Raw genomic sequence first — 3,130 nt, forward strand, 5'->3', positions numbered from 1 at the left:
ATCCTGTTCGAGCGCACGTTCGCGACCGCGCAGGAGCTGAACCGCTATCGCAAGGAAGTCACCAGCCGCCTGCAGGCCGAAAGCGGCCCGTCGTCGGCAGCGCAGCCGGCCTGAGGCCGGCAGGCGCCGCCGCCGGCGTGAATCGCGCCGGCCGGTAGCGCCGCAGTGCCGTACCCGACGCAAGAAGCCCGCCTGGCCAGCCCGGCGGGCTTTTTATCTGGCGCCGCCGTCGCGCGCGCCGTTGCTCATTCCGTCCGACCTTCACCATGTCCGCCACCTTCGAACGCAAGCTGATCACCCGTGATGCCCTCGTCGCGCTGCGCGCGTCGCTGCCGTCGCCCGTCGTGTTCACCAACGGCGTATTCGACATCCTGCACCGCGGCCACGTCACGTATCTCGCCGACGCGAAAGCGCTCGGCGCGTGCCTGATCGTCGGCGTGAACAGCGATGCGTCGGTGCGCATGCTTGGCAAGGGCGACGACCGGCCGATCAATCGCGAGGAGGACCGCGCGGCACTGCTCGCGGCGCTGGAAAGCGTCGACTGGGTCGTGACGTTCGGGGAAAAGACGCCGGTGTCGCTGATCGAGGCCGTCCGTCCGGACATCCTCGTGAAGGGCGGCGACTACGACATGGATGCACTGCCGGAATCGGCGCTCGTGCGCGGCTGGGGCGGCCGTGCGCTGGCGATTCCGTTCGAGCACGACCGCTCGACCACCGCGTTGCTGAAGAAGGTGCGCGCGCAGCAGTCCTGAGCGCGGCCGGGCGCCGTCAGGGCGCGGACGCCGCGAGCGGGGCGGTCGTGACGGCCGGCGGCGCGATCGGGCCACCGACGACGGGTTGGTCGGTCGCCTGCGCGAGCGGCGTCACGCGCAGCGCATCGGGCCGGACCTGCCGCGACAGCACGCCAGGTTCGCGCGGGCCGGCCGACGGCACCGGCCCGAACACGCCGCGCGCCACCACGAACGCGAGCATGTTGGCGAGAAAGAGAACAGCGATCAGCCAGCGCAGCATCGTCGAACCTCCCTGTCGTTATCGACGTCGTTCACGTCATTCAGTCGAGCCGGCCGCATGGCCGGCTTTTTCATGGCTTCCGCCGGTCGAATGCACGGGCGGTTGCAGCTGCCCCCGCGCGTACCGCTTCGTCAGCGTGCCGCATGTCCGTCCGGACCTGCGTCGCCATGCCCACCGGCGCGATGCCGGCGCCGGTACGTCAATCCTGCGCGGCTTCGGCCGCAATCAGCGCGAGCCCGGACAGGATCAGTGCATCGTGCCGCGTATGCGGCACCGTCAGCGCGCGTGCGACGTCCTCCGCCGCGCCGCCGGCCAGCACGAGCCGCACGGGTGCGTGCCACGCGTCGGCAAGGTCGCGCCACGCGCGTTCGATCAGCCCAGCCTGCGCGTACAGGCAGCCGGCCGACAGCGAGCGCGGCGTATCGACCTGGAACGGATCGGCCTGCGCACCCGCGAGCAATCCGCTCGCGATATCGGTGGTCAGCGTCGGCAGCTGCGCGGTGTGCGTGCCGAGCGCGCGCATCATCAGCGCCCAGCCCGGCGCGATCAGCCCGCCAGTGAAGCGGCCGTCCGCGCGCAGCGCCTCGAGTGTCGTCGCGGTGCCGAACGTCGCGATCAGCAGGTGCTCGCCCGGAAATGCCGCGTGCGCGCCGATCAGGCCGGCCCAGCGGTCGCTGCCGAGCTGTTCGGGTGTCGTATAGCCGTTCGTCACGCCGCATTGCGTGTGACGCGAGCGTATCGTCGTGCGCGGCAGGCCCGGCCAGCGCGCGTCGAGCAGCGCGTCGAGCCGGGCGGCCACGTCGGCGCCCGCGACGTTCGAGATCCACGCGCCGCGCGGATGCGGCAGGTTCGACCAGTCGGGATCGGCGCCGCCGTCGCGCGTGTGGCCGAATGCGCCCGTCTCGACGAGCGTGCGCTGCGCATCGGCGAGCGCCCACTTGATCCGGCTGTTGCCGGCGTCGATCAGCAGGTGCGGCTCGTTCATTGCGCTTCGCGCAGCGACACGTCGCCGGCCGCGATCGCCTGGATGCCGTCCGGCGTGTCGAGCAGCAGCTGGCCGGTCGCGTCGATGCCCGTCGCGATGCCGCGCGCGCGTTCGACGCCCTGTTCGAGCAGGACGACTTCGCGCCCCGCATACGCGTGCAACGCATGCCAGCGCGGCACGAACGGCGCGAGCCCTTCGACGCCGAACTGCGCGAGCGCAGGCGTGAGCGCGTTCAGCGACGCGGCGAGCGTATCGGTGAGGTTGGCCGATGCGCACGCGATCGACAGCGCAGCGGGCGGCAGCCCGCTCGCGAGCGTCGCTTCGCGCGCGCGCAGCGCGTCGACCTGCGCGGCGACGGCTTCCGCGCCGCGGACGTTGATGCCGAAGCCGATCACGACGGCGGTCGCGTCGGCGCTGGCCCAGGCGGTTTCGATCAGGATCCCGGCGAGCTTGCCGACGATGCGCGGCGTGCCGTCGTCGGTGGCCGTCAGCAGCAGGTCGTTCGGCCATTTGAGCGCGACGCGCGAGCGGGCGTCGAGCGGCAGCGTGGCCAGCCCTTCCGCAAGCGCGACGCCGATCGCGATGCTGAGGCCGCCGAGCGCGTCGACGGGGCGCGGCACGATGCAGCCGACCGAGCACAGCAGCGCGTTGCCGGGCTGCGCGAACCACGGGCGGCCCTGCCGGCCGCGGCCGGCCGTCTGCTCGAATGCCACGCGCACGAGCGGCGCGGGCAGCGCGTTCGCGTGGCGCGGCAGCGCCTTGAGGCGCGTCGCGACGTCGGCGTTGGTCGAGCCGGTGGCGGCGACGATGTCGAGCGGCCACGCACGCGGCGCGGCGTCCAGGTGCGCCTCGAGCCGGTTGCGCGCGATGTGCGCGTCGCCGGAATCGGGCGTGTCGGAGGAGGTGGGGGCGTTCATGGCGCCTATTGTAGCGACAGGGGGCGGTGGCGCGCGTCGAGCGGCGCGCGCCACCGGCAGTGATCGACCGGCAGTGATCGACCGGCAGTGATCGACCGGCAGTGATCGACCGGCAGTGATCGACCGGCAGTGATAGACCGGCAGTGATCGACCGGCAGTGATAGACCGGCAGTGATCGACCGGTAGTGATAGACCGGCGGCGACCGATCGGCAATGA

General features: G+C 72.1%; 5 protein-coding genes and 1 pseudogene. 2 read left to right on the forward strand and 4 right to left on the reverse strand.

Annotation, left to right across the window (positions count from 1 at the left end; translation table 11 throughout):
* Together FOZ70_RS30680 and rfaE2 are read left to right on the forward strand one after the other, a co-directional pair.
* Positions 1-114 (forward strand): annotated as a pseudogene (locus tag FOZ70_RS30680) (ferritin-like domain-containing protein); the annotation flags it as partial.
* A 152-nt stretch (positions 115-266) separates the two neighbouring features.
* Complete coding sequence (rfaE2, locus tag FOZ70_RS30685; RefSeq protein WP_012329309.1) at positions 267-752, forward strand: D-glycero-beta-D-manno-heptose 1-phosphate adenylyltransferase; 486 nt, start codon at positions 267-269, stop codon at positions 750-752.
* Positions 753-768: 16 nt separating this feature from the next.
* On the opposite strand, the gene FOZ70_RS30690 is transcribed toward rfaE2, so the two are convergent.
* From FOZ70_RS30690 to FOZ70_RS30705, 4 genes are all read right to left on the reverse strand, one after another.
* A complete protein-coding gene (locus FOZ70_RS30690; protein WP_219707477.1) occupies positions 769-1,011 on the reverse strand; it encodes a hypothetical protein in 243 nt (80 codons plus the stop codon).
* A gap of 199 nt (positions 1,012-1,210) precedes the next feature.
* Positions 1,211-1,996, reverse strand: coding sequence for a type III pantothenate kinase (locus tag FOZ70_RS30695; protein WP_219707478.1), 786 nt, complete (start codon positions 1,994-1,996; stop codon positions 1,211-1,213).
* A complete protein-coding gene (locus FOZ70_RS30700; RefSeq protein WP_219707479.1) occupies positions 1,993-2,913 on the reverse strand; it encodes a biotin--[acetyl-CoA-carboxylase] ligase in 921 nt (306 codons plus the stop codon). Before FOZ70_RS30700 ends, FOZ70_RS30695 begins: the two co-directional genes overlap by 4 nt.
* Positions 2,914-2,918: 5 nt before the next feature.
* Positions 2,919-3,130, reverse strand: a 212-nt coding sequence (locus tag FOZ70_RS30705) for a hypothetical protein (protein WP_219707480.1), incomplete at its 5' end; no start/stop codon positions are given.

The organism is Burkholderia sp. COPS (assembly GCF_019425585.1).
In the GTDB taxonomy this organism is placed as follows: Bacteria; Pseudomonadota; Gammaproteobacteria; order Burkholderiales; family Burkholderiaceae; genus Burkholderia; species Burkholderia cepacia.

Excerpts from the sequence above, each read along its gene's own strand:
- rfaE2 (WP_012329309.1), top strand. The coding sequence starts at position 267 with ATGTCCGCCACCTTCGAACGCAAGCTGATCACCCGTGATGCCCTCGTC.
- FOZ70_RS30690 (WP_219707477.1), bottom strand. The coding sequence starts at position 1,011 with ATGCTGCGCTGGCTGATCGCTGTTCTCTTTCTCGCCAACATGCTCGCG.
- FOZ70_RS30695 (WP_219707478.1), bottom strand. The coding sequence starts at position 1,996 with ATGAACGAGCCGCACCTGCTGATCGACGCCGGCAACAGCCGGATCAAG.
- FOZ70_RS30700 (WP_219707479.1), bottom strand. The coding sequence starts at position 2,913 with ATGAACGCCCCCACCTCCTCCGACACGCCCGATTCCGGCGACGCGCAC.